General features: G+C 39.7%; 26 protein-coding genes and 1 riboswitch. Of the genes, 2 read left to right on the top strand and 24 right to left on the bottom strand.

The window, feature by feature from the left end:
* Nucleotides 1–4: 4 nt before the first annotated feature.
* The 3 genes from FFM66_RS10105 to rpsN form a co-directional block, all read right to left on the bottom strand.
* Nucleotides 5–1264, bottom strand: coding sequence for a tetratricopeptide repeat protein (locus FFM66_RS10105; RefSeq protein WP_137605838.1), 1260 nt, complete (start codon nt 1262–1264; stop codon nt 5–7).
* An 8-nt stretch (nt 1265–1272) separates the two neighbouring features.
* Entirely contained in the window at nt 1273–2310 is a 1038-nt protein-coding gene (locus FFM66_RS10100) for a hypothetical protein (RefSeq protein WP_137605837.1), read from the bottom strand.
* A gap of 122 nt (nt 2311–2432) precedes the next feature.
* Nucleotides 2433–2702 (bottom strand): 30S ribosomal protein S14, encoded by a 270-nt coding sequence (rpsN, locus tag FFM66_RS10095; RefSeq protein ID WP_048603123.1) that lies wholly within the window; start codon nt 2700–2702, stop codon nt 2433–2435.
* Nucleotides 2703–2951: 249 nt separating this feature from the next.
* On the opposite strand from rpsN, the gene FFM66_RS10090 reads away from it, so the two are divergent.
* Nucleotides 2952–3536, top strand: coding sequence for a bactofilin family protein (locus FFM66_RS10090; protein WP_137605836.1), 585 nt, complete (start codon nt 2952–2954; stop codon nt 3534–3536).
* A 55-nt stretch (nt 3537–3591) separates the two neighbouring features.
* Here FFM66_RS10090 and gmuD read toward each other — a convergent pair whose 3' ends face one another.
* From gmuD to FFM66_RS10045, 9 genes are all read right to left on the bottom strand, one after another.
* On the bottom strand, nt 3592–4983 hold the full coding sequence (gene gmuD / locus FFM66_RS10085) for a 6-phospho-beta-glucosidase GmuD (protein ID WP_137605835.1): 1392 nt from the start codon (nt 4981–4983) through the stop codon (nt 3592–3594).
* A 132-nt stretch (nt 4984–5115) separates the two neighbouring features.
* Entirely contained in the window at nt 5116–5982 is an 867-nt protein-coding gene (locus tag FFM66_RS10080; RefSeq protein ID WP_171000834.1) for a VOC family protein, read from the bottom strand.
* Nucleotides 5983–6207: 225 nt separating this feature from the next.
* Entirely contained in the window at nt 6208–6483 is a 276-nt protein-coding gene (hbs, locus tag FFM66_RS10075) for a non-specific DNA-binding protein Hbs (protein WP_048603126.1), read from the bottom strand.
* A gap of 242 nt (nt 6484–6725) precedes the next feature.
* On the bottom strand, nt 6726–8036 hold the full coding sequence (gene der, locus FFM66_RS10070; RefSeq protein ID WP_137605834.1) for a ribosome biogenesis GTPase Der: 1311 nt from the start codon (nt 8034–8036) through the stop codon (nt 6726–6728).
* A gap of 195 nt (nt 8037–8231) precedes the next feature.
* Nucleotides 8232–9446: a 30S ribosomal protein S1 gene (gene rpsA / locus FFM66_RS10065; protein ID WP_048603128.1), complete on the bottom strand. Its 1215-nt coding sequence runs from the start codon at nt 9444–9446 to the stop codon at nt 8232–8234.
* A gap of 174 nt (nt 9447–9620) precedes the next feature.
* Nucleotides 9621–10301: a (d)CMP kinase gene (gene cmk / locus FFM66_RS10060; protein ID WP_048603129.1), complete on the bottom strand. Its 681-nt coding sequence runs from the start codon at nt 10299–10301 to the stop codon at nt 9621–9623.
* Nucleotides 10302–10383: 82 nt separating this feature from the next.
* The gene (locus FFM66_RS10055; protein ID WP_048603130.1) at nt 10384–10992 is read right to left on the bottom strand and encodes a LysM peptidoglycan-binding domain-containing protein; all 609 of its coding nucleotides are present in this window, start codon (nt 10990–10992) and stop codon (nt 10384–10386) included.
* Nucleotides 10993–11065: 73 nt separating this feature from the next.
* A complete protein-coding gene (locus FFM66_RS10050) occupies nt 11066–12451 on the bottom strand; it encodes a RecQ family ATP-dependent DNA helicase (RefSeq protein WP_137605833.1) in 1386 nt (461 codons plus the stop codon).
* Nucleotides 12444–13460, bottom strand: coding sequence for a helix-turn-helix domain-containing protein (locus FFM66_RS10045; RefSeq protein ID WP_137605832.1), 1017 nt, complete (start codon nt 13458–13460; stop codon nt 12444–12446). Before FFM66_RS10045 ends, FFM66_RS10050 begins: the two co-directional genes overlap by 8 nt.
* 33 nt (nt 13461–13493) lie before the next feature.
* Here FFM66_RS10045 and FFM66_RS10040 point away from each other — a divergent pair, with 33 nt between their 5' ends.
* Nucleotides 13494–13715 carry a ferredoxin gene (locus FFM66_RS10040; RefSeq protein WP_137605831.1) on the top strand — a complete coding sequence of 74 codons (222 nt, stop codon included), beginning with the start codon at nt 13494–13496 and terminating at the stop codon, nt 13713–13715.
* A 75-nt stretch (nt 13716–13790) separates the two neighbouring features.
* Here FFM66_RS10040 and FFM66_RS10035 read toward each other — a convergent pair whose 3' ends face one another.
* The 12 genes from FFM66_RS10035 to FFM66_RS09980 all read right to left on the bottom strand — a co-directional run bounded on the left by FFM66_RS10035 (nt 13791) and on the right by FFM66_RS09980 (nt 26233).
* Nucleotides 13791–15131, bottom strand: a complete 1341-nt coding sequence (locus FFM66_RS10035) for a M20 family metallopeptidase (protein WP_048603134.1) — start codon at nt 15129–15131, stop codon at nt 13791–13793.
* 143 nt (nt 15132–15274) lie between these two features.
* A complete protein-coding gene (locus FFM66_RS10030; protein ID WP_048603135.1) occupies nt 15275–16798 on the bottom strand; it encodes a YfcC family protein in 1524 nt (507 codons plus the stop codon).
* Nucleotides 16799–17257: 459 nt separating this feature from the next.
* The gene (locus FFM66_RS10025; protein WP_137605830.1) at nt 17258–17854 is read right to left on the bottom strand and encodes an ECF transporter S component; all 597 of its coding nucleotides are present in this window, start codon (nt 17852–17854) and stop codon (nt 17258–17260) included.
* A gap of 141 nt (nt 17855–17995) precedes the next feature.
* Nucleotides 17996–18119, bottom strand: a riboswitch (FMN riboswitch).
* A 75-nt stretch (nt 18120–18194) separates the two neighbouring features.
* Nucleotides 18195–18917, bottom strand: coding sequence for a pseudouridine synthase (locus FFM66_RS10020; RefSeq protein ID WP_048603137.1), 723 nt, complete (start codon nt 18915–18917; stop codon nt 18195–18197).
* A 550-nt stretch (nt 18918–19467) separates the two neighbouring features.
* A complete protein-coding gene (gene scpB / locus FFM66_RS10015; RefSeq protein WP_137605847.1) occupies nt 19468–20067 on the bottom strand; it encodes an SMC-Scp complex subunit ScpB in 600 nt (199 codons plus the stop codon).
* Nucleotides 20051–20809 (bottom strand): segregation/condensation protein A, encoded by a 759-nt coding sequence (locus FFM66_RS10010; RefSeq protein ID WP_137605829.1) that lies wholly within the window; start codon nt 20807–20809, stop codon nt 20051–20053. The genes scpB and FFM66_RS10010 overlap by 17 nt, the downstream gene beginning before the upstream one ends.
* A 14-nt stretch (nt 20810–20823) precedes the next feature.
* Nucleotides 20824–21714, bottom strand: a complete 891-nt coding sequence (gene xerD / locus FFM66_RS10005) for a site-specific tyrosine recombinase XerD (RefSeq protein WP_048603140.1) — start codon at nt 21712–21714, stop codon at nt 20824–20826.
* Nucleotides 21715–21858: 144 nt separating this feature from the next.
* A complete protein-coding gene (fur, locus tag FFM66_RS10000; protein WP_048603141.1) occupies nt 21859–22341 on the bottom strand; it encodes a ferric iron uptake transcriptional regulator in 483 nt (160 codons plus the stop codon).
* A gap of 114 nt (nt 22342–22455) precedes the next feature.
* Entirely contained in the window at nt 22456–23319 is an 864-nt protein-coding gene (locus tag FFM66_RS09995) for a CvfB family protein (protein WP_137605828.1), read from the bottom strand.
* Between the two features lie 10 nt (nt 23320–23329).
* Nucleotides 23330–23653 carry an AzlD domain-containing protein gene (locus FFM66_RS09990; protein WP_048603143.1) on the bottom strand — a complete coding sequence of 108 codons (324 nt, stop codon included), beginning with the start codon at nt 23651–23653 and terminating at the stop codon, nt 23330–23332.
* Nucleotides 23646–24359, bottom strand: a complete 714-nt coding sequence (locus FFM66_RS09985) for an AzlC family ABC transporter permease (protein ID WP_137605827.1) — start codon at nt 24357–24359, stop codon at nt 23646–23648. Before FFM66_RS09985 ends, FFM66_RS09990 begins: the two co-directional genes overlap by 8 nt.
* 101 nt (nt 24360–24460) lie before the next feature.
* Nucleotides 24461–26233, bottom strand: coding sequence for a cell division site-positioning protein MapZ family protein (locus tag FFM66_RS09980; protein ID WP_137605826.1), 1773 nt, complete (start codon nt 26231–26233; stop codon nt 24461–24463).
* Nucleotides 26234–26434 lie beyond the last annotated feature (201 nt).

Genomic DNA, 26434 nt, shown 5'->3' with positions numbered 1-26434 from the left:
TCACCTATCCTTCTGTTAAGGCGTCAATAATCGATTGGACCTCCAAATCTCCCGGTTCATGGCTTAAATAATGGGTAAACAACGAAAGTGCCTCAGCTAATCGTCCTTCTTCTCGTAAAAAGAGTCCATATTCCTTCATAAATTCCGGTTCATGCTGCAATGAAACATTGGCTTGTTCATAATGTATAGCTGCTTCGGTAAAATCTTCTAATTCATTGTAGGCATGTGCCAAATTCCATTGTGCAAACGCATCATCGGGGTTTTCCATCTTTTCGATCGTTGTGACTACCTCATCGAATCGTTCTTCTTTAAGATACAGATTGCTGAGCATCAATAACGTTTCATCGGTTTTTTCACCGATTTCCAATGCTTGAATCAAAAATTTCTCTGCCTTTTCTTCTTCATGCAATCGAAAGGCATTTTCTGATGCAAATTGATAAAAATCGATTTGGAAAGGATTTTCCTTTAACCCTTCTTCAATTACTTCCTGCGCTTCCTCCAACAGCTCTTCTTCCTGTAATGCTTGCGCCAAATACAGATATAAAGACTGATACTGAGGATTTAATGTCCGCAGCTGTTGCAAATAGTGGATGGCTTGCTGATTTTCTTTTAATTGCAAATAAACAAAAGCTGTTTGAAACAGTCGATCATCAGTGACTTCTTCCTGCAAAGCTTTTTCCATATGCACGACAGCTTCTTCAAACTTCCCTTCTAAGCTAAGGGCACTACCAAGACGTTCCTCCAACGAGACATTTGCCATTTCTTTGACTTTTGCAGCCAACAACATCTGATAAAGTGTCGCAGCCTCTGAAAAACGCTCCGTTGTAAAATATAATTCTGCCAATGCAAACTGAATCAATGGTTCATCCGGCAATAATTTTGCAGCTTCATTCAATTTTGCTTCGCTGACTTCCGGTATTCCCAAAACCTGATACAAATCCGCTGAAAGCAACAGTGCTTCTGGATAAAAATCATTGTCTTTAGGAATTTTTTCAATGAACTCAAATGCGGTGTCAATCTGATCATTCTCAATGGCGATTTCTGCTAAAGGCAGATAAAATTCCGGACTTTTTGTTTGTTCTACGAGACGCTCAAATAGCTGCTGTGCTTCTTCCAAAAAACCCAATTGCAGCAGTTGTTCTCCTAATTGTGCCAACTCTTCCGGCTGATCTTTTACTAATGCTTGATTAAATGCTAACTGAGCAGCGACGAGATCTTCATTTTCAAGTGCCGTCAGCATTTGTTCACTGTATGATTGTTCCATGGTTTTCCTCAAATCTTATTTAGAATTTGTTGGTACTTTTGCATCATGGCGATTAACGCCTCATCCCTCGGCAATTTTCTGCCGCCGATTTTTCCGATAGCAGTCAATACAATAGGTGCATCGGTTCTTTGACTTAATTTTACCACGTTTTCGCAATATTCACTAAGGGATAGCTGTTGCGGTAAATGGATCGGGTAACCTAGATGACTTAGCCATTTCATAAAATTCTCCAATTGAAAATTCAATGGCACCTCGCAGTCACTCCAAAGCAGCTGGAAAATCACTCCGTACAATCGTTTCATATTTGCCGAAAGCAAGTGACCATTCTCAGTTTCATAAAAAGCCTGCTCAAAAAGCGACCCGAAAGTTTCAACCGATGTTTCCTGATAAAAACGGAGCACATCCTGCAATAAGGCGGTAAATGAACGCGTTTCAATTTGATTACTCGTGGGAAAATTTCTGTATAGGTTTTGTAAAAAAGGATAATCACAAACGAGACCACAACGAATCAGGGTTAGGAAATCCACCAGCTTACCATCTTTTTGACCTTCCGAAATTGTTTGATCATAAAAAATGAATTCCGGCAGATTTTTAACTTGTAAAATGGCTTGATTGCCTTTTTTTACAATGGATGAATGAGCCGTCAAACAACTTGCCAAAGCTCGAACAGATGCAGGAATCGTCCAATAATTTCCTCGCATGCGAATCGTCTGTTGCAAAAAGCCTACCAGCTGCATCACGCCTTCATTGCCAAACCCTATTAGTAAATACTCTTTATTTTCAGGAAATTTTTCTAAAAAGGACAATAGATCCATCATTTCATTTAAATTATTACAATAGACTTGGTTGGTCACGATATACCAATCCAAATCCTCCGCCGATTGCAACACTCGACTGATTTTATCAAAAAAATGGTCATAATATTTTTGATTGGTTACAACAAGTACATGTTTGCCGGACAATGCTGCTGTCGGTAGGCTGGCAGCAAGCGGTTCACCATAAATAATTGTTGACGATTGTTGCTGTTTTTTGAATTGACTGCGCATCCTTTTCCCCTCCCCTGTCAGTGTATCATTAATTTCTCAGAAATAAAAAATTTAAGGGAAATCAAAAAGTGGAAAATCATTCAGTTAGATTTTCCACAGTTCATCTTTTTTAAATTTTTATCTTACCAACTGGCTTTTGTCACTCCGGGTATCTTTCCTTCGTGGGCTAATTGACGGAAATTGATCCGTGACATACCGAATTTACGCATGTAGCCGCGGGGGCGACCATCGATCAAATCACGATTTTTCAAACGATTAGGATTTGCATCTTTTGGTAATTTCGCTAAAGCAGCATAATCTCCTTGTTGTTTCAATTCAAAGCGTACTGCTGCATATTTTTCGATTAGCGCTAGTTGTTTTTGCGCTTTAACGATTTTGGATTTTTTTGCCATTATAAATTCCTTCCATTTTTAAATTGTTTTTTCAACCAATGAGCTTTTCATAAACTGTAATCTTTACGTTTTGAAAGCATAGCACGATTTCCTTTAATTGACAATCAATTGCTCTTCTTCTGTCTAATCTAATTCGTGCGTCAATTTATTCACAAAGTAAAAATAAGTATTTATAGTTGACGAATGAGGTTGGAACGCTTATTATTTTCATTGTATCAAACAAAAACTTTTTTTAGGGGAGATTTTTTTATGAAATTCGTGAAAGTCGTAACGTTCGCAGCAGCATTATTAGCAACAGGCGGTGTTTTAACAGCTTGTGGCGCAGATGAAGGAACAAAAGAATCATCAAGTGCTTCTTCTTCAGTCGCAGCATCAACTGAAGCATCTTCTTCTGTTGAAGTAACATCAACTGCTTCAATCAGCGATCAAGCAAGTGTTCTTGAAAAAGCATTAGGTGCTGACGGAAACTGGATCGTAGCAGCAACTGCTGATGTAACTTTTGACAATGACTTAACAGTTACTGGTGAATTCCACGATAAAGGTGACGATACACAAGCTGTTTACCGTAAATTAGCTTTGTATTCTCAAGATGAAGACCGTAATGTAACAGATGAATATACAATTACTGTACCAAAGATCGTTGTTGAATCAGAAAACTTAAACATCGTTCACGGAACTGTAAAAGGCGATATCGAAGTGAAAGCAAACGGCTTTGTATTGGATGGCGCTAAAGTTGAAGGTAACGTAACTTTTGCAAGCAAAGAATTCCAAGATTCTGCTAAATTAGAAGAAAACGGCGCAACAGTTAGCGGCGACGTTACTGTAGCTGAATAATTCAATAAAATTTCATAAAGAAACGGTCAAAATCAGATGATTTTGACCGCTTTTTTTATTCTTCAAACCCATTTTGATCCGCTACTTGTTTAAACCAATAACCAGATTTCTTGATTATCCGTTTCCCATCTTCTGCTAAATTGACTGAAATAAAGCCATAACGATTTTTGTAGGCATTGGTCCAGGACCAATTATCCATACACGTCCACATGTGGTAGCCTAAACAATTAGCTCCTTCTTGAATTGCTTGATGCACAAACTTCAAATGCTCCGAAACAAAGTCGATCCGATAATCATCATGAATCATTCCATCCGCTTGAATGAAACGACCTTCATCTTCTACTCCCATACCATTTTCAGAAATGAAACAAGGGATATTGCCGTAATTGTCGCGAACATTCATCAAAATGTCATAGATTCCCTTTTCATAAATTTCCCAGCCACGATAAGGATTCATTTTTCTTCCCGGCATTTCGTACACATCAAAATAATCTTCCGGCATAGGATTTTCAGCTTTTGGTGTTTCTTTTTCTTTGATTCTTCGTGGTTGATAATAATTGATTCCTAATAAATCCACTGTATTTTCTCGGATAAGTTGCAAATCATTTTCTTGCATTTCCGGTAACATTCCTTTTTCTTTTAATAAATCCACCAAATCTTGAGGAAATTCTCCTTTGACTGCTGGGTCTAAAAAAGAACGATTGAAAAAAGCATCAGCAATTTTTGCTGCTTTTACGTCAGCTGGATTATTCTCATCTCGAGGATAGCTCGGTGTCAAATTCAAAATAATCCCAATTTGTCCTTCCTGCTTGCTTTCATGATAGGCTTTAATTGCCAAAGCAGAAGCCAACGCTTCATGATAGCCAACTTGGACAGCATGCGTCATATTTGCTTCTTCTGGATAATGCAATTGATACAGATAACCTGCTTCAACAGGAACGATCGGCTCGTTATGAGTGAACCATTTCTTTACTTGATCGCCAAATAACTCAAAACAAGTCTTGGCGTACACTTCATAAGCCGCTACCGTTTCCCGATTGAGCCATCCCCCGGCTGTCTGTAATGGCATCGGCATATCAAAATGATACAGATTGATGAAAGGTTCAATGTCATTTGCCAATAATTCCGCAAAATAATTGCGATAGAATTTCACTGCTTCTGAATTGACTTCTCCGGTTCCATTGGGGAGCAATCGACTCCATTGAATTGACGTCCGAAAAGAATTATGCCCCGTTTGTTTCATCAGTTGAATGTCTTCTTTATATTTGGTATACACTTGCGAAGCTTTTCCCGGACCTACTTGATTAAAAAACTTCTCTGGTTCTTTTTCGTACCAATAATCAAAGATATTATCGCCTTTGCCGTCTCCTGCGACTCTACCTTCTGTTTGGGGACCGCTTGCGGCTGAGCCCCACCAAAAGTTTTCTGGAAATGTATACATGCTCATTTGATTGCCTCATTTCTTTTATTCTTTAGCGATTGTTTTTCTAACAATCACTGAATGCGTTCATTATCAGGATAGCGATTGCAAAGAAAAAAGACAATCCTTTTTTTAAGATTGTCTCCGGTTTCTTAGATTCTAAGCATTGCGATGAACACTGCGTAATTTTTCAATGTCGATTTTTTTCATTTTATACAGAGCCAGTGTTGTTTGATACGCTTTTTCAAAATGATGATCGTCCAATAAATCAGATAAATCTCGTGGAACGGTTTGCCAAGAAATGCCAAATTTATCCATCATCCAACCACAGGGATATTCCGTTCCTTCGTTAGTTACGCTTTCCCACAAACGATCGATTTCATCCTGATCTTCACAATAGATATAGAAGGAATTAGCCATTGAAAACCCGAATTTATGCTCTTCTGGGCTATCCATCGTAAGAAACGATTGATCGTAAAGATGGAAACCGGTAAGCTGTGTGGTTTGATCATCATTCAATAAACGAAAATCCGTTCCTCCACCAAAAATCGTCAACCATTCAGTAACGGCCTCCTGAGCTTTTTCATAGCGTTCATTTGCGAACATGATACAAGGAGTAATGGATTGCGCTCCCTCGCCAATTTTTACCTGCCAAGAAAAACCATAACGATCTTCCACCCAACCAAAGAGTCCAATCTCTGGATACTCTTGAAATTCCATCAAAACAGTTCCATCAGCAGATAATCGTTGCCAAACATTTTCCAACTGAGTGTTATCTTCACAATTGATAACATAAGAAATCGCCGGTGTTGGGGTGAATTCTGGTCCGCCATTTAAAAGAATAAATTCACTTCCCGCTAAATTCAGTTCAATCGTTGCAATTTCACCAGGGCGCCCGTGAATATCTTCAACAAAACGCAAGGAACGCTTTTGCTCACTTTTATCAAAAATATCCAAATAAAAATCAGCAGTTTCTTGTGGTGCACCATCGATCCACAGACAACAAGCCATTTTATTCTTATTCATCATGGTCTCCTCCTGTTCTTAACCTGAACATACTATTTCAACTTCAAAAAGATAAAAATTTCCGCAGTATCAATGCCTAGTTAAAGCGTAGCACAAATAAAGCGTTCTCTAAAAAATCCTGCTCAAAAAACAGAAACTAGACAGGAGTTCATTTTCCGCTTTTTTAAGATGAAAAATAAAAAAACTCGCTAGAGCTCTAGAGCCCCAACGAGTTTATTTGCCGCATTATTTCACAGCGTCCTTAAGAGCTTTACCTGGTTTGAATGCAGGTACTTTGCTTGCAGGGATTTTGATTTCTTCACCAGTTTGTGGGTTACGTCCTTTGCGTTCTGCACGAGAGCGAACTTCAAAGTTACCAAAACCGATCAATTGAACTTTTTCACCTTTAGCTAAAGCATCTTGGATTGTTGAAAAGACTGCGTCAACAGCTGCAGTTGCGTCTTTTTTTGTTAATTCAGTAGCTGCTGCAACTTTTTCGATTAATTCTGCTTTGTTTGCCATGGGATGATTTCACCTCCTCCAAAAGGGTTATGATGCTTAACATCACATCACAAAAATTTGAGTGGTCCAAATCTTTGCGATAAATATTGATAACCATCAATATTCTGATATAACGTTATCATAAGAACGTTGTAATATCAAGGATTTTCGCGTTTTTAACCCGTCTTTTTTCCATCAAAAAAACAAATCTATTAAAAAAATAGTTATTCTTTGAAAAAAAAATTCAACTATGGTAAAATCTTTTATTTTCTGCGGCGAGGAATGATTTTAATCGGTGTTCCTTCAAAGACAAATGCCTTTCGAATTTGATTTTCCAAGAAGCGAGCATAAGAAAAATGCATCAGTTCTTCCTCATTGACGAAGATAACAAAAGCAGGTGGTTTTACTGCTACTTGTGTTGCATAGAAAATCTTTAATCGCTTGCCTTTATCCGTTGGTGTTGGATTGATTGCTACTGCGTCCATGATTACATCATTCAAGACTGCTGACGGAATCCGCATATTCTGATTGGCACTGACTTCTTCAATCAGCTCAGGTAATTTATTCAACCGTTGTTTTGTCTCTGCTGAAACAAATAGAATCGGGGCATAATCCAGATATTGGAATTCTTCACGGATTTCCTTTTCAAAATCACGCAGGGTATTGGTTTCTTTTTTCACCAAATCCCATTTATTAACGACAATAATGATTCCGCGTCCTGCTTCATGGGCATAGCCGGCGATTTTTTTATCCTGCTCCCGAATTCCTTCCTCCCCGTTTAAAATCATCAAGACGACATCAGAACGTTCGATCGCACGCATCGCACGCATCACGCTATATTTCTCTGTGCTTTCGTACACTTTTCCCCGTTTACGCATTCCTGCAGTATCAATCATGGTAAATTCCTGTCCGGTATCCGAAGTAAAATGAGTATCGACTGCATCTCGAGTAGTTCCTTCAATATCAGAAACAATCACCCGATCTTCCCCTAAAATTGCATTAATTAACGAAGATTTACCAACGTTGGGCCGTCCAATCAAGCTGAATTTAATAACCGAATCATCTTCCTCTTCGATTTCTGTGCTGAAATGTTTGACCGCTTCATCTAAAACATCCCCGATACCCAAACCATGACTACCAGAAATTGGGAATGGATCGCCTAGGCCTAAAGAATAAAATTCATAGATTTCCGCACGCATTTCCGGATTATCCACTTTGTTTACTGCCAAGATAACTGGTTTATTGCTTTTATATAAAATTCTGGCAACTAATTCATCTGCATCAGTTACCCCCTCACGTCCGCTGGCAATAAATAAGATAACGTCAGCTTCATCGATTGCGATTTCTGCTTGATGCTTGATTTGTTCCATAAAAGGCTCATCGCCTAAATCAATACCGCCAGTGTCGATAATACTAAATTCACGTCCCAGCCATTCTCCTGTCGCATAGATACGATCACGAGTAACACCCGGCGTATCTTCAACGATCGAAATTCGTTCACCGGCAATGCGATTAAAAATCGTCGACTTGCCGACATTTGGTCGACCGACGATTGCTATTGTTGGATTCGCCATGTTAATTCCCCCTAGTTCCTTTTTTGGTATGAAATTTTCCATCAGAAAATTTGTCCAAATTCATTACAATCTTATTTAGTTTACCTAATCCCCCGGTAACTTGCAAGGTAAAATTCTCGTGGAAAAACCTGCCGCTTGCTTCTCAAAAAAAGAGACACTAATCTCAACAGATTAATGTCTCCCAGCAAGTACGGGTTATTCTTCTGATTTGTCTTCGGAATCATCCGTATTTAATGCATTACCAAGAATGTCTCCCATTGTAAATCCACTTGTTTCTTCAGGAAGTTCATAGGATTCTTCTTTTTCTTCTTGTGGTTTTTCTTCCAATGCTTTGATGCTCAATGCTACCCGATGTTCATTCGGATTGACTTCCAGCACCTTAACTTGCACTTCATCGCCTTCTTTAAGCACTTCATGAGGTGTAGCAATATGTTTGTGAGAAATTTGAGAAATGTGAACCAATCCCTCAACTCCTGGGAAGACTTCAACAAATGCGCCAAAGCTTGTCAAGCGTTTAACCGTACCCTCTAAAATCGTACCTGGTGCTGCTTTTTCTTCGATATCTGTCCAAGGTCCAGGCAATGTGTCTTTGATTGATAAAGAAACACGTTCTTTTTCAGGATCAACGGACAATACTTTTACTTGAACGGAATCGCCGACTTTTAGGACATCGCTTGGGCGATCCACATGGCTGTGAGAAATTTCAGATACATGGACTAAACCGTCCACACCACCAAGATCGACAAACGCACCGAAGTCTGTTAAACGGGCAACCGTTCCTTCAACCGTTTCTCCTTCATGGATTGTAGCCAATACTTCTTGTTTTTGTGCTTCTTTTTCTGTTTCAACTACAGCTTTATGGGATAAAATCAAACGATTTTCTGAAGGTTCGATTTCAATGATTTTGAAAGCCAACGTTTTGCCTTTGTACTCTTCAAAATCAGCAACAAAATGGTCTTCTACCATTGATGCAGGAACAAATCCACGAACACCGACATCAACAACTAAGCCGCCTTTTACGACATTTGTTACAGGTGCTTCAATGACTTTTCCTTCTTTGAAGTCTTTTTCGATATCTTCCCAAACTTTCTTCGCGTCTAGGCGACGTTTAGAAAGAAGGTAGCTACCGTTTTCTTTATCTTTACCGATCGTTGAGATCACGACTAAGTCTAAGACGTCGCCGACTTTTACGACTTCCTCAATGTCTTCAACAGGTAATGTTGACAACTCTTTTGCAGGCACGACACCTTCAACGCCGGCACCTTCGATACCAACGATTGCTTGCTTGTCTTCGATTGCCAGCACTTCACCTTTGACGATATCGCCAACTTTTACTTCTTGGAAACTTTCCAATGCATCTGCCATTGTTTCATTTCCATTTTCCACTTGACCGTTTTCAAATTCTGTCATAACAAATGTCCTCCTAACCAACAATTAAATTCAATTCTACGTTTACACTACAACTTTAAGTGTAAAATATTCTTGCGAAAAAATAAAGCGATTTCTCTTATTTCTTTGAAATTCTTCACTTTGGATGCGTGATTGGTCTCTCTTTGGATAACAACAGATCAATTAGGGCGAAATTTAGGCGCCTTGGTATCCTTTTTTTGCAACTACGATTCGAATTGCTTTGACCACTTCGGGAATGTCTTTGCCTGTCGTATCGATTAATACAGCATCTTCCGCTTGTTTTAACGGTGAAACTTCCCGGTGAGAATCTAGGTAATCTCGGTGTTCGATTTCTTTTTTCAACGTATCAAAGTCTGTTGTGATTCCTTTTCCTTGATTTTCTTTGTATCGTCGTTGGGCACGTTCTTCTGCACTGGCAACCAAAAAGATTTTGACCTCTGCATTTGGTAAAACAGCGGTGCCGATATCTCGACCATCCATCACCACACCACCAGCTTCAGCGATTTTTTGTTGCTGGCGAACCAGTTCTTCCCGCACTTTTCGGTGAGCGGATACTTCTGAGACGTTGTTGGTCACTTCCGGTTCCCGTATCACTTTTGACACATTCTCGCCGTCAACAAAAACAAGTTGTCCTCTCCCTGTCTGTTTGAAGGAAATCGTATGTTTTTTGATTAACTGGACCAATGCTTCCTCGTCTGAAAAAGCCACCTGATGTTGAATCGCCAAATAGGTAACACTACGGTACATTGCCCCCGTATCCGTATAAACAAAGCCATATTTCTTAGCTAAAATTTTAGCAACAGTACTTTTGCCGGAAGAAGCCGGTCCGTCGATTGCGATATTGATTTTTTCCATTATCTGACACCTAACACTTTCCATACAGAATAAAAACATTCATAAGAAAAGCCGAACGGAAACGTTCAGCTTTTACTCAACTTTATTTCACGCGCAATTCTTGTCCTGGATACAACATAAAGTTATTAGGATCAATGCCGTTTAATTGATACAACTCTTCAACTGAGATTCCCATCCGAGCCGCAACTTGGTTTGGTCCTTCCCCATCTTGAACGGTTGTGTACTGTTCACCAGTTTGATTGTTTGTTTGATTATTTGTCTGATTGTCATTTTCAGCAGCGGCATTATTTTCAACTGCTTGACTGCTGCTGGAATCAGAGGAAGACTCACTGGTGCTAGTACTTGTTGAAGAAGATTCCGTTGAGCTTTCACTCGTTGAAGACTCTTCAGTAGACGTTTCTTCAGTCGTTTCGCTCGTGCTTTCGCTAACTTGTGTCGTTTGTTCGGTACTTGCTGCTGTATTGTTGCTGCGATCACCTTTAATCACAAAAAAATACGCTGCTGTTGGAAGCGCAATACAAAGCGCCAATAAAACAACGAGAATAATCAAGAATTTTGAAGTCCCGCGTTTTTTCTTACGTTGCTGTGAACGGGAAGAACTTTGATCGTATTCTGTGTCATAGATCGGTTGTTCCCACGGTTCTTGCGTTTCATTTGGTTGAACGTCATCATGTTTGTCTTTTCTGCTCAATGTGTTACCCTCCTAAAATCTTTCGTGTGTAATTATACCATAGGAATTTGACGACTGTCTTGAAAAAAAGCAATCAATCTGTTTCTTTAAACATTTTTAGTAAAATCTCTTGCCAATCCGGTAGGTTCGTCTTTTTTTCAGGTAGTAGTTCTTTTTGCGGAAGCTGAGCGGCATGGAGATCACAGCAGTTCGCGACTTTTTTCGTCAATCGTTCTTCAAAATTTTCCAGCAGACAGCGACGGCGGCACGTCGTCTCATCAATATAAGCAAGCATTTTTTGCAATCGTTGTTTTTTAGCCTGTTCATTTTGATACAAAAGTTGTAAAACAGCAGATTTTCCAAAATGGTCGGCTTGCTTTTGCCATTTTTCTTGCAGAGGTGTCTGTTCAGTCACCTGATGATTAAACAACTGCTCCAATCCGATTCGCTCTTGCTGTGAGGCATGTTGAAAAAATTCATGGATCTTTTCATCGCCGTCTTGGTAAAGCAGCAGAGCATAGCTGGGGCGACCGTCTCTTCCCGCCCGCCCGATCTCTTGACTATAATTTTCCAAACTATCAGCCAAATCATAATGGATCACAAACCGGATGTCCGCTTTATTGATTCCCATGCCAAACGCATTGGTTGCAATCAAAAGTTGGAGTTTCCCTGTAGAAAATTGTTGCTGCAATAATTTTCGTTGACTGGCAGCCAGTCCCCCGTGGTAATACCCGACATTCCACTGATCCTTCAATTGCTCATACAACTGTTCCACGTTTTTCCTCGTGGCGCAATAAATAATACCTGATCCCGAAAAATGTGTAAGGATAGTTTTTAATGAAGCCAGTTTATCTGTCGTTTTTTCTACAAACAAGGCAATGTTTGGGCGATCCACAGAATAAAGAATCTCCTGATGCTTCTCGGTAAGCAATGTCGTGGCAATATCTTCTCGAACCTGCTTGGGAGCCGTTGCTGTCAGTGCTAAGGTAACGGGATTTCCTAAATAGTCTTTTACCTGTTGCAGTTCCCGGTATTCCGGGCGAAAATCGATTCCCCATTGAGAAACACAATGGGCTTCATCAATAACCAACAAACCAATCGTACATTGCTGCAAAGCGCGAATAACTTCCGGCTGCAACAACATTTCCGGACTGGCAAATAAAAATTTGTAGCGATTCAGTCGTGTCAGTACAAACTTTTTTTCATTTTTTGATAACAGACTATTCAGTGCAATCACCCGTTTTTCTTGGGTTTGGTGCAAGGAGCTGACCTGATCTTCCATTAAAGAAATCAACGGGGAAACAATCACCACCAAGCCTTCTATCAGATAACCCGAAAGCTGATAACACAAACTTTTTCCCGTTCCAGTCGGGAGAACCGCCAAAGTATCTTGCCCCGATAAAATCGCAGTGATGGTCTCCTTTTGTCCTTGACGAAAGGTATCATACCCAAAATAGCTTTTCAACGAATCTTCAAGCATGACCTTCCTCCATTTTCCGCATAATTTGGTACAACCGAAATTCTTCAAAAGAAATTTCCAGTGCTGCTGTAATTTCTCGGTAATCCCATTGCTGATACTCCCCAGAAAGCTGTTGCAACTTTTCTCGTGCTTGACTCGAGATGAACCGTTCAAAGGGAAAATCTGGGGTTCGCAATGCCCATTCAATCAAGTGATCGTTGATGGTTCCGCTTTTTATGTGACGTATTTTCATAATCTGCTCTCTTGAATAGCCCTTTAAAAATAATTGCCGGGTTTTTCCCATACTTTGATTTTCATTTTCAAAATAATAAGGTTGCAAAAAATGATAGAGTATAAAGTCGGGATGTCCCGCTAATTCGTGAAAAAAATGATGAACCCGGCTATCATGGAACAACTGTGCCCATGGTATTTCTTGAAAATTTTGGGGAACTAATTGATAGGAGGCTTGCCCGACAAAATGATACCCTGAAAAAGTCTGTGCCAAATAATTGGCTTCTTCTTTTGGCATCCTAGAAAAAATTTGCGTCAATTCCTTGTAGATTTGATTAGGCAACTGATTCTCTGACCTACGGACCAGTTGTCGCACCCGCTCTGTATATTCAGGAGATGTTTCCAAAGGCAAGTACCGATTCGTTTTTCCTAGATAGGAAGTCACTTGGAGAACGAACTGCACAAAACGCCACATTTTTTCCGTGTTTCGACCGTAGGAAAAATAATCGACCTGCGACAAAATCGTTGCTTGCATCGGCACGTTTTGTCTGCCTTTTTGCGTCAGCTGGAGTTGCCCGTCCAGCGTTTCTTCTAATAATTGCTCTTGCAGCAAATCGGCTAATGTTTTTTCATAGGCTTTCTGTGAATAATTCGGCAACACACCGTTCAGTGCAAGCAGATCATGAAAAAAGCCGAAAGATAAGATAGATGTGGTTCGTTTGCCGTTTAATAAATGAAAAAGAGAACTTGGCTTTAACTTGCCATGTTCCGCAAACAAAGCTAAAATAAAAGTATTCAATGAATGCTTCCTCCAGAAAGTGAGTGACCCACAGTGGCTCGTCTATGTAAAATCGTTCCCGAACGATGTATTGCCTGCGGTTTATGTGCCGTTTACGCACCAGATATTTTTGACTACGATGAAGAAGGGATTGTTTTATTCAAACAAGAACCCGAAGCTCGGCAACAATTCGTTCAACCAGCTGAAGCCGTGGCTGTGACCAAAGCTTATCAAAAATGTCCTGTTCGTGCAATCTTACTGGAAGAACTCCAGTAGATTTACAAGGAACTTCATTAAAATAGATAACAAAAAAAAGCTCAAAGACGAAAACTTCCGTCTTTGAGTCTTTTTTTATTTTCCACACAATCGATAAATGGCTTCTGCATAAATCGTCATTACTTTGTACATGCTTGCCAATTCCCATTGTTCATTGGCTTGGTGCATGAAGTCTGGCGTATCTGCAAACATCGCGCCAAAAGCGACACAATTGTTCATCGTTCGAGCAAAGGTTGCGCCACCGGAAATCATCGGTTCGCTTGTGTCTCCAGTAATTTCTCGATATGTCCCAAGTAATGTTTGAATTAATTCACTTTCAATCGGCACATATAAGGAATCCAAAAAGTCGAATTCTTCATAAGTTAGTCCGTACTCTTTCACTTTTTCTGAAAGTTTTGCCACTAAATCTTCTTTTTCAAAGGTCACCGGAATTCGCATATCGATTCCAATTTTTGTGTGTTCAGGAGTGATTTCTAAACTTGCAATATTCATTGTCAGCTCACCAGATTGTTCATCCACCGTTTTCCCGACAACATTTTCTCCTGTCGCATTTTCCTTCACTAATTTACCTAAGAAATTCAATGGACCAAAATCTACAATGTTTGCTAATGCCATAGACAAACGCGAGATCGCATTGGTGCCTTGCGGTGCATCTTTTGCATGGATACTTTTTCCAAGAACCGCAAGTCCATCTGCGGTTTCTTCAAAATCAAAGCCAAATGCTTCTAATTGTTTTTTGACCTCTGCTAAATGTTTCCCGCTATAAGGAGCCGAATCCGGTACAACGTTCAGTGCTCCCGGTGCTTTCACAAAGACTTCATTTGTTCCCGGACCAGTCAGATAAGCTTGCAGTAAGCCTTTTTCTGCATAAATCAATGGGAATTCTGCATCAGGAGCAAAACCTTGTGTGATGCCTTCTTCTTTTTCATTGTACTTTTCAATACAACGCCACAAGTTTTCTTCGTCCGAGCCAAAAATAAAACGAATTCGTTGATTAAAAGTTACACCGGCATCCATCAAAGCTTTTACCGCAAACAACGCAGCCATTGACGGTCCTTTATCATCTTGTGAACCCCGCCCGATGATTTTTCCATCTTTGATTTCTGGTTTGAAAGGATCTGTTTCCCAGCCTTTTTGGTCAGCAGCTGGTACGACATCCATGTGACATAAAATGCCAAAAAGTTCTTTGCCTTCACCGACTTCCGCATAGGCATAATACCCATCTGGATCTCTAAATGTTTTAAAGCCAATTTGATCGCAGATTTCAACGACCTTGTCTAAAGCCGCCACTACTTTTTTGCCAAAAGGATGCCCTTTTCCAGTATCAGATTCATCTAAAACGGATGGCACTTGAATCAATTCTTCCAATGCATGGACTGCAGCTTTTTGATGTTCTTCTGTAACAAATTGTTTCATCTTCCTACCTCCTATAAAATTTAAAAAGGGATTTCGATCAGATAATCGAAATCCCTCTAATCCATTTCCTATTGCTAGGTGATCCTATCAGATTATCTGTCATTCATGTTAGACTTCTTCAATATTTTTGTCCAGTGAAAATCTTACAGCATTGCGGCAATTGCCAAGATTGCACAAATAGCAACAAATAAGATTCCAATCAATTTACCCATGAATTTGAACCAGACACCAATATCAAAACGAGCAATGGCTAACGCCCCCATAACGATCGCTGAAGTTGGTGTAATCAGATTCACCAGACCTGAAGCAGATTGATACGCAGTGATGACTAAGTCTTTACCGACACCGGCAAATTCTCCCATTGGTCCCATGATTCCCATCGTTGCTGATGCCAGACCAGAAGTCGATGGAATCAAGAAGGACATTGGAATATAGAAAATAAATGTCAATACGATGAAGACACCAGAATTCAATCCGCTTAGTCCTTGTTCCCCCCAATGAAGAATCGTATCTGTAATCAGTCCTTGATTCATGATAACTTGGATTCCCCGCGCAACGGCAACCACGATTGCAACGCCTAAAAGGTCAGCAGCGCCTGCCATAAATTCTGAAATAAAAGTGGATTCCTTCATGCCATAAATGAAAGCAACCAGAATTGCCATCAATAGGAACAACATGGTGATTTCTGGGAAGTACCAGTCACCAAACGGCAACATGTCTTGTCCTAAAACTGTTCCAATAACTGGCAGACCAGTCAACCATGCTGTGATATTTTCAAACAAGGTGAAGTTTTCATTCAGCATCGTCCAAGGAATCAAACTAATGATCATAATGATAAAGGTAGCAAAGAACAAAATCATAACGTGTCTTTGTTTTTTGGACATCGTTTCTTGATTGGCAATCGCTTCAATATCAAAATGTTTGTTGTCTTTTTCGCGGTTTTTATAAACCAGCGATTTGGTCGGATCTTTTTCGATCTTCGAGGCATAACGATACACGTAAATGATTGAAATCGTGACTAAAACGATGAACATAACGAATCGCAAACCGATTCCTTCCCCCATCGAAATACCAACTGCATCCGATGCTACACCAGTTGCAAAGGGGTTAACAGTAGAAGCAAGACAGCCCACCTGTGAACCGACCAAAACAATTGCTACGGCAACCACTGTATCTAGACCAATTGCCATCATCACCGGAATCAACAACGCATAAAATGGAATCGTTTCTTCCGCCATTCCGTAGGTTGATCCCCCTAAAGCAAACAAGAACATTAATACTGGAATCAGCATTTTTTCTTTGCCTTTAAATCTTTTCACGACCGTGGCGATCCCCGCATCTAAAGCGCCGGTTTTGTTGATGATTCCCAAAAATCCACCAACGATTAAAATAAAGAAGGACACTTGGACTGCAGCGGGTGTTGATTTCGTAAATTCTCCTGCATCTACTCCTAACATCCCATTGACTGGTGCCATCAATACATCATAGATTCCCTGTGGGTTTGATTTTACCTGTTCATAAGAACCAGCAATGATATTTCCTGCATCATCAACGCTGTAATGTCCCGCAGGAATGAACCAGGTAAAGACCGCGATAACTGCAATGATAAGGAATAAGACCGTGTACGCGGAAGGCATTTGAAACTTTTTCTTTTTTACATTTTCCATCTCTTTCTTCCTCTCTGTATTTTTTTAACATACAAATTACACCGACATCGTTATTTTATCAAATCGCAAACGATCTGCATACTTGGATTAAGAATCAATTAAAAACGTCTTTTTCCCAAGATTATGTATATTTCGTCTGAGTAACCGTATGCTTCAAAATTTTCAAGCGAGACTTTTTAAATTTTTATTAAATCTCTGCTTCCATCAAAATTGTAACGCTTTCAAAAAAGAAATAAAATGAAAATCTCGTCCTTTAAAACGTGAAGGATTTGGCTTTATGCAATGTTAATTCAATTTTTATACACCAATCCGCATAAACTGTCCAATCTAGCTCAATTGCACCTGTCATTACACTTAATTATGTATTTTTTTTCACTCAAAAATAACAATATTTTGCTATTTTATTAAAAAAAAGATCGAATGCTATCTTTGCACTCGATCTCTCCTGATTCTATCTTCTTAAAAATGGTTCATTTGTGTTTGTTTTTGCTTACGACTCAACCAAGGAAGCAGTTTGGCATGAAGGACTAAGAACACCGCACTGACGATCGCTCCTTTGATCAAATTGAAGGGAACGATACCGATCGCTACATAGCGAGCCAGTGACATTCCTAAGAATTGATCGGCACTTACACCGAAAAATGTGAGATACAATGGGGTGATGACGAAATAATTTGCAAGACTCATAAAAATCGTCAATGCCAAAATTCCCGTTACGATTCCAAAGGTTTTATTTCTTTTTGTTTCATGACCTCTAAAGAAATAATACATCGGTAGCGTAAAAATACTGGAGGCTAGGAAACTTGCGATGTCTCCTACCATATTGCTTGGTTCCAGCCCTGTCGTCAACAAATGCAATGTTGAACGGAGAAACGCCGTCATAATACCGGCAACTGGTCCAAATAAAAACATACTCAACATTACCGGAATATCACTAAAATCAATTTTTAAAAAATTGAACGCCGGCAATACTGGAAACGCCACGTATTGCAAAATCAATCCCATCGCCGCAAAAAGTGCGACTGCCACCATTTTTTGTACCTTACTGTTCTTCATTGAAATCCTCCTAGTTCAAGGACTCATCTTCAATCGAACCTTTTCAAATCGTCGCCATACGATGCAAACAAAAAAACTCTATTTTTCTCAGGGAAAAATAGAGTTAGAGTTATTTGAAGGTATAGTGCCAATTCAAATAAGCCCTATCTTCTTTATCCAGACTTTACTGTCGGTATCGGAATTTCACCGATTCAGCCACTTCAATGAAGTGGGTCGTGGACTATAACCACCGGTCGGGAATTACACCCTGCCCCTGAAGACGAACCTTAATATTTTTTTTACAGTCCCTATTATACACGAATCTAACAAAAAGACAAATAAGTTGTTGTGCTTCTTTTGGCTAGATTTCTTTTGCTGTATTCAATAAACTGGAAACTTCTTTCTTATTCAACTCCCGGTATTCTCCCGGACGTAATTTTCCTAATGTCAACTCGCCATATTTTTCCCGTTTTAGTTTTTGCACAGGATATCCTACTGCCATCAGCATGTTTTTCACTTGATGGTTACGGCCTTCATGGATGGTCAGTTCAACAATACTTGTCTCTGCTTTTGTATCAGTTGACAGAATGGTAAAACGAGCCGGCGCAGTTTTCTTACCTTCAACTTTGATTCCCCGTGCTAATGGTGCTAACCGTCTTTTATCAGCGATTCCTTTGACTTTTGCCACGTATACTTTATCAACTTGGTGTTTGGGGTGAGTTAATTTTTGTGAAAACTCCCCATCATTCGTCAGTAAAAGCAAACCAGAGGTATCATAATCCAATCGTCCCACAGGGTAAATTCGCTCTGTCACCCCTGACAGATAGTCAACCACTACCTTGCGCCCTTTGTCATCAGAAACCGCAGAAATCACACCTCTTGGTTTATAAAAGAGAAAATAAACAGGTTCTTCTTGATAGATAGGAATATCATCTACCTCAACACGGTCTTGCTTTTGAACTTTGATGCCTAGTTCCGTTACTACTTCACCATTGATTTTTACCCGACCATCAATAATCAGTTGCTCGGCTTTTCTTCGGGAAGCGATTCCCGCATGTGCAATCACTTTTTGTAAACGTTCCATTTATTTTCTCCTCGTTCATTCTTTTGTTGAAATTTTTTACAAAATTTCTTCCGATTTTCACTACGTATATCATTCCACTAGATTCTTTCCTTTTAAGTGGAACTGACATCCTCGTTCATTCTTTTGTTGAAATTTTTTGCGAAATTTCTTCCGATTTTCACTACGTATATCATTCCACTAGATTCTTTCTTTTTAAGTGGAACTGACATCCTCGTTCATTCTTTTGTTGAAATTTTTTACAAAATTTCTTCCAATTTTCACTACGTATATCATTCCACTAGATTCTTTCCTTTTAAGTGGAACTGACATCCTCGTTCATTCTTTTGTTGAAATTTTTTGCGAAATTTCTTCCAATTTTCGCTACGTATATCATTCCACTAGATTCTTTCCTTTTAAGTGGAACTGACATCCTCGTTCATTCTTTTGTTGAAATTTTTTACAAAATTTCTTCCGATTTTCACTACGTATATCATTCCACTTGCTTTTTTCTTTTTAAGTGGAACGGATACTTTGGATTTTCTTTTTCTAGCAGCAACTTTTCTTTCAGAAATTATGGTTGCGAATCGTCTGCTGTGGGTTCTGTTTGTTCTTTTGTAAAGCGATCAAAAAACAAGTCTGTCGGCAGTTCTTCTAATTCTTCTTCCATCGCTTGGATATCTGGCAACTCTTCCAATGATTTCAAGCCAAAATAATCCATGAAATAGTCTGTTGTCCCATAAAGAATGGCTCGTCCCGGTCCATCTACTCGACCTTTTTCACCGATCAATTGCCGCGCCACCAATTTTTGGACTGAACCGGCGGACTGCACACCACGAATCTCATCGACTTCCACCCGAGTAATCGGTTGTTTATAAGCAATAATCGATAATGTTTCTAAGGCGGCCTGAGATAAAGTATGGGCGATTGGCGAGTGTGCATATTTTTTTAACAAGGGAGCAAATTGCTTTTTTGTCGTTAGAACAAAATGATTTCCTACTTCTAAGATATGCAGAGCAGAAGATTCGTCATCCTGATATTTTTGCTGCAACGTCTGCAACGCTTGATACACCGTAGCAGTCTGGGTTTCCAGCAAGTAGCTCAATTCTTCCAATCCGATGCCTTCATCCCCCACGACAAACAGCATCGCTTCCAATTCACTCAATTTCATTATACTCTTCTCCTGTTGCATAAAGCATGATTTCTCCGTAATTTTTTTCCTGTTCTGCCCGTATTTGACCTTTTTTCATTAACTCTAACAAAGCCAAAAACGTGGCAACAATCTCTGATTTGCTGTAACTGACAAAAAAGGATTCAAAGGACCGTCCACGTTTCCCGGTAAATTGACGCATTTTTTCCTGAAGTTCCTTTATCTTTTCTTCAATTGTGTTTTCATCAGCAGAAATCGTTGTCTCCAAAACCTTTCTTTTCTTACGTTTTTCCAACATTTGATGAAAGGCTAAAAAAAGATCAATCGTGTTTAATTGATGTTCCGGTAATTCTTCGGTCGTTTCCCGGTAATCTTCTATATCCATGGGTTCTTTTGTATAATACTGACTGCGTTCTTCTGCCTTCTCCGACAATTGTTCTGCAGCATATTTGTACTTGCGATATTCCAACAGCTGAGCCACCAATGCTTCCCGCGGATCTTCTTCATAGGCATCATCGATTGGTTCCAATTCCTGTTTCGGCAAAAGCATCTGAGATTTGATTGCCATCAAACTTGCGGCCATCACCAAATATTCTCCCGCAACCTCCAGCTCCAATGTTTTCATCGTATGAATATATTCCATATATTGTTCCGTCACATCAGCGATGGGAATATCGTAAATATCCAGTTCCAATTTTTGAATCAAATGCAGCAAAAGATCCAGGGGACCTTCGAAAACAGCTAATTTTATTTTAATCTCTCGCACCGTCTCACCTTTTTCTATGCTCTTGGAAAATGTTGCTTATACACATCAGTCATTCGTTTTTTCGTAATATGGGTGTAAATCTGTGTCGTGGAAATATCGGCGTGTCCCAGCAATTCTTGTACCGTTCTCAAATCAGCTCCATTTTCCAACAAATGAGTAGCGAAACTATGTCGCAATGTATGAGGTGTCACTTTTTTAGTGATGCCTGCCTCACGGACAATCCCTTTCAAATTTTTCCAAATTCCTTGGCGGGATAATCCTGTGCCATGACTATTCACAAACAGATGTGCTTCTTCCGGATGCTTGCGGGTCAAATAAGGGCGAGCTTCCTCCAGATATCGCTGCACCCATTGAATTGCATAATCCCCTAAAGGCACGATTCGTTCCTTGTCCCCTTTTCCTAAAGTTTGCAAAAGTCCCATACTTAAATGCAGGTCATTTAACTTTAAGCCGATCAATTCACTAACTCGCAATCCAGTCGCATACAACACTTCCAGAATCGCTCGATCCCGAATGCCTAAAATATCCTTCGTATCCGGTGTATCGATCAGAAGTTCGACTTCCTGCAAACTCAATGTATCCGGTAATTTCTGCACTTTTTTAGGCGAATCGATGTGCTGCATGGGATCATGATCCGTATAGCGTTCCTGACGTAAAAATTGATGAAACCGACGCAAACTAGAAACCATTCGAGTAATCGTCGCCGAAGATTTTTGAGCTGTTTTTAATTCCTGTAAAAAACTCAAGATAAGAAATCGATCAATCTGATCCCAATTCGTTACCTGCGCTTTTTCCAAAAAGTGTAAATACTGCGTCAAATCCCGTTCATAGCTCTTTCTTGTATTTAAAGATAAGCCTCGTTCAATCGTTAAATAATGAATATAATCAATTACTTGCTCTTCCATCATCAACCCTCAACTTTCGACTTTACCATCATAACAAATAACCCTCTGTTCGAACAGAAAAATATCAAAAAGAAAAGCCTCGTTTCCGTGAACCGACGCTTCCTGTGAGGAGGCTGTCCGCTCATGTCAAACCAGACTTTTTTTCTATTGTTCTTTTTGTTCTGTCAATTCAGAATATGCCGCTTTTTCTTGGCAATTTTTACAAATTCCGTGAAAGGTCAGACGATGATCTTTTACCAAAAAATGATACTTGCTTTCAACGACTTCCTCGACTGCACCCAGTAAATCCTCTTCTACCTCTTCGATATTGCCGCATTCCAAACAAAGCAGGTGATGATGAAAGTGTTTGGCACCTTCTTTTCTTAAATCATACCGGGCAACCCCGTCATTAAAACTGACTTTATCGATTACCTTGATCTCAGTTAGAATTTCTAATGTACGATAAACAGTCGCTAAACCAATTTCCGGACTTTTCCGTTTAACAAAAAAGAAAATTTCTTCTGCGGAAAGATGATCCTTCTCATTTTCTAAAAGCACTTGCAACGTAGCTTCTCGTTGCGGCGTAAGCTTAAATCCCGATTCATGAAGTTGCTTTTTGATTTTTTTCAAAGCAGTGAGTGTGTTCATCAGCCCATCAACCTCTTTCGTCAACACTTTATAATAATTATAATCTAGGTTTTAGATAATTATCGATAGATTATATTTATTATAAATAAAATTCCAGATTAATACAAGTCATTCTCAATTAGAATTTTTCAACAAATAGGTGTACGCTTCTTTTTGTTCCACAAGCTTTGCTTTTAGTAAGTGACCCATCGCCCGTTTGAATTGCCCTTTGCTGATACCAAACATTTGCTTAATCGCTTCTGGATCAGATTTATCTGTGTAAGGCATCCGTTTTCCTGCTGTTCGTTCCAAATAAGCCAACAACATCGCCGCATCATCATTGATTGCTTCATGCGCTCGAGGTTTTAGCGACATATTCAGCACCCCATCTGGACGCACGCCGATGATCCGCGGTTGCACTACTTCACCTAACCGTGGTTCTTGAAAACGTTCAGAAGGATGAATAAAGCCCAGATAAAAATCTTTCGTCAGCAAGTAAGAACCTGCCAACTTCAATCGGAAAATCGTTCCAACTTTATTTTGATTCTTCATTTCTGCATTTCCCTGCTTGCTTAATGCCCGGAAAATTTTTTCATCTGCCAAGGTAGCCCAAATCCGTTCCTTGTGATCAACGCGCAAAGAAACCATCAAACGATCTCCTTTTTTCGGCCAGAGCTCCCGCATCGTTGGCAGTTCATCAAGAGAAACCGGGATATCCTTGTCAGGTAAGCCGATATCCACAAATGCACCAAGGTCACGACGGGTATCGATTACTGTCGCAAAAGCATAATGCCCTTTACGGCTTTTCGGAATTTCTGTTGTGAAACTAAACTCCTGCTTCTGATTTTGATAGCCAAAACCTTCCACCGCTGTTCCTAACTGAAATTCCCCTTCTTTTTTCGATAGGCGGAAAGTCACCCCATTTTTTTGAACGAAATAATCTTTTTCATTTTCATCAATAATCATCCCTGAAAAGACGGATGCCAATAATTCTTCCATATTTTTCTCCTTAAATTATGATCCGAATAATCGCAATTGCTACGATACCGGTCACGACGATTTTCATAAGATCCTTCGTATAGTAACCTACCACTAAAGCGGGAATACAAGCAAGTGTTTCCTCTAATTTTATCACCGGAAACCGACCTTCTCGAAATTCCAGCAAGCTTTGAACAAAAAGGGCAGTCAAAATACACAAGGGCAAAAAATTTAAAAAAGTTTGAACTTTATCTGGAAAGACCAGCTTGCGAGAAAACACAAAGGGTAAAATCCGAGGTATCCATGTAACGATCCCACTAACAACAATCATAATCAAAATCCCACTACTAATCATCAACAGTCACCGTCCCTACGAAACAACCAATCAGTGTCGAGCCGATTACCGCAATTTCAGCAGAAGTCAGCCGCATCAAAAGCACCAACGAAAAAATCACGGCGGCTAAAACCGTCACCGTTTGTCTGGTACGCTTTTTTAGAGGTAATTCTACTTGAAACAAAAAGAGACCTAAAAACATTGCTGTCAATGCAAAATCCAAACCAAAAGCTGCCGGATCAGGAATGAAATGCCCGAGAAGTCCTCCTAAAAGATTGGCAACCAGCCACGTCAAGTAAGCCGCAACATTCAATCCATTGGTCCATGAGGCCGTTACCGGCTGTTCTTCTTGCAAAGCGGTGGTCAGCACACCATAGGATTCATCAGTCAGTAAGGTTCCCAGCCCGATATTCGTCCAGATTTTTTCTTTTCTAAAATAGCCGGCGACAGAAAGACTCATCAACAGGTGCCGAAGATTCACTAAAAAAACAGTGACCACAATTGAGGACAACGGTGCCTGAATCGCCAACAAACCGCAAATAATAAATTGAGCACTACCGGCGTAAACAATTAGTGATAACAACGCAATCTCTAAAAGGGAAAGACCAACACCTTTTTCAACGACCCCAGCCGCAAAACCGATTCCTAAATAACCTAACATCGTGGGTAAACATGCTCTCACACCGTCACTGAAACTTGCATAGCTCACTTTTTGTAATTTTTGCATGAAAATTACCCTCCTTCTTTCCATTTGATTGAAATTATCATAGCGGAAATAAGGAAGGTAGACAAGTAATTTTCAGAAAATAAATAATATTCTTTTTATTTTTATTTTATCGTATTATCTGAACCATTTCCCCGGAAATAGCCGGTTTTACAGTTGATAGTCACTAGATAAAATGGCAATGCTGAATCAGATACTCCCTTCATTAAGGAAGAACGAGTATTTGTGGCGAATAAGTTGTAATATCCCTCGCCATTTTCAATCCGAACTTTCTCCAGCGTGTAGCCTCCTTCAACAATATAGCCTCGTGCAATACATGTCGCAAGAACTTTCTCTTTCACTCCGGCCGCCCATTGCCAAGCTGGGTTATTCACATCTGCAACATCACTGGCTACTGTCCCTAAAATAGGCTGATTGTTCGTATTCGGCTGCATATTAGGCGAAGCCTCTGCCGGTAATGTGGCTTGTTGCGCTGCCTGTTCTTTTGCCGCTTGATTTGCGGCAGCTTCTTTAGCAGCTGCCTCTTTTTCTGCTGCTTTCTTTGCGGCAGCTTCTTTGGCTGCCGTCTCTTTTTTCGATAAGGCACCATCTACTGCACTCAAAGCTTCAAGCATCGCCGTTTTTGAAGTACTATCAGGAAGTTTTTTCACCAAGTTATTGGCTGTTTGATAATTTTTACGGGAAGCATCGCTTTTCACTTGATCCTTTTGGTAAACCAAAGCAACAGCATCTGTTGCTTTTTGTAAAGCCGCCGCTTGTTTCTCTGCTTTTTCAATCGCCTGAGTGACAAGTTGATCAAAAGCGGAAGTCCCGGTAGGCTTTTCAAGAGTAACATCAGCTAAAGAATCGTAGACTGCTGTCTCTACCAGATGATCTCCCACCAAAATTGGCTGATCAAATAATTGGTTCACTTGATTGATTGTTGTAAACTTTTCTTTCAATTTGCCATAGGAAGCATTGATTGCCGCATATTTTTCTTCATTCTCGTATTTGTCCAAGGTCGTTTTGACCGTTTCCAGTTCAGCTAATGATTTATTTTCTTTGATAAATTGCTGATCGGAATCTAAATAAAACTGATCCAGCTGTTGTTGAATATCTTCCAAAGCTGAAGTAACTTTTTGTTCTTGAGCTTTTTCTGCGGCAACTTTTTCTTGATGGTCATAAAAAAGCCAACCACCGATTCCAACGACTGCCACGGCTGCTGCCGCAATTAAATAAGTTCCTCGAGATTTATGAGGCTTGTTGCGAATAGGTTCATCCGTCGCCGCCTCTTCATCATCAACCTCTTCAAGGTGCTCAGAGTCGCTTTCAGCTTCTAAAAGAACCTCAGTAGGCTGTGAAGCTTGTTCTGAATTTTTTAAGCCTTCGTCAATTTCTTCAGGAACTGCTGTAGCTTCTCCCGTTTCTGCTGACGTTATCTCTTTTGTTTCTGTAAGTGAAACAACATTTTCTTCCGCTCCATCAACCTCTCCAACAGGTTCTTCTATTAATTCGGTAGATTCTGCCGTTGTAGACTGGGCTTCTGCCTGTTCTTTTGCAACAAGTTCTTCGACAGTTTCGCCCTCTTCCCCTTTATGCTGGCGAATATAAGCAGATAAAATTGGATTTTCTATGGGTTCGTCTTTTGCTTCGATTGATTTTGTTGTCTCAGTGTCTTCATCGATGTCATGCTGTTCATTAAACGTTTCCATTACCGAACCAATGGAAACATTCTTGAAATCCGACCAGGCAATATTATCATTTTTATGTGTATCTTTTTGTTCGTTTTGATCTTCAATTTTTTGTGCAATATTTTCTTTGATTTCGAATCCGCAATTGGGGCAAATCATTTTTCCTGCCACAGGTTCAAAACCACATTGTGGACATTTGTTGATCACTATTATCTTGCTCCTTTACATTCATAGCCCTAAATCTATCATATTATTAGATGTTCGCCAATAGTGAGAACATTAGGTTTTCTTTAAATTTATTTTACCATTTTTTGCGTTTGTAACAAAAAAACGGTTCTATAATATTTAGTGTTGTTACTCAAATCGAGTAAGGACACTAAATATTTTTTTATAACAAAAAGCATTTGG

The organism is Enterococcus songbeiensis (genome assembly GCF_005405265.1).
Lineage (GTDB): Bacteria > Bacillota > Bacilli > Lactobacillales > Enterococcaceae > Enterococcus_C > Enterococcus_C songbeiensis.
The sequence above is the reverse complement of the archived record's forward strand: the minus strand, read 5'-3'. Positions and strand labels throughout refer to the sequence as shown.